Raw genomic sequence first — 726 nt, 5'->3', positions numbered from 1 at the left:
CACGAAGATTTCTAATTCTTCCACAAAGGACACATAATGAATAAAACAAAATCTCTCAATTTCCAAAGGCAAGAAGCCCTTAGTCGTAGAGAAGCCCTAAAGAAGCTTAAAAGTTTCAGCCTTGTAAGTCTTGCAGGAGGTTTGTATGGAAGTTTAAGCTTGTCATATCTATGGAATCATCATAAAGATTCTACTATAGATTCTAATACCTTAGGATTATCTCAAGATTCTACTAGAGATACACCATTACAAGCCTCTCATCTTATAGAATCCAATCTCATAGAATCTACACACAATATAAGCTTAGATTCTCTTACTTATCCCTTTCACTCTAATCTTAGTGATGAGATTCTCTCCTTGCCACTTAAGTATTTCTCTATTCCCAATAGCTTAAGCTTTGTATTAGAAACTCACTTAAAAAGACATAGTGATACCATGCTCATTATCCCACTCATTACTAGCAAAGACTTTAATCACACACGATATAGCCTCTATCATGCTTATAATGTCAATAATATCAACACTCATACAATCTATAATGAGACAAGCTCCTTTCTCCGCTATCATTATGATAGTCTCAAATCTCTAGTAAGTGATTTAGAATCTAAGGGCTTTGTGATGAGAGATATGCGAGGGAGTAATAATCTATTCATACAGCCATTACAAACACAAGATAGTCTTTTATTGAGTGAAATCCTTTCACTACTTATCATCGATGAAAAGCGA

At 34.3% G+C, this 726-nt stretch carries 1 pseudogene; it reads left to right on the top strand.

The features are described 5' to 3' along the window. Positions 1 to 36: 36 nt before the first annotated feature. Positions 37 to 726 (top strand): annotated as a pseudogene (locus CQA53_RS11770) (hypothetical protein); the annotation flags it as partial.

This window comes from Helicobacter didelphidarum (assembly GCF_003364195.1).
In the GTDB taxonomy this organism is placed as follows: Bacteria; Campylobacterota; Campylobacteria; order Campylobacterales; family Helicobacteraceae; genus Helicobacter_A; species Helicobacter_A didelphidarum.
Note: the sequence above shows the minus strand (reverse complement) of the source record. Positions and strands in the feature narration are given on the sequence as shown.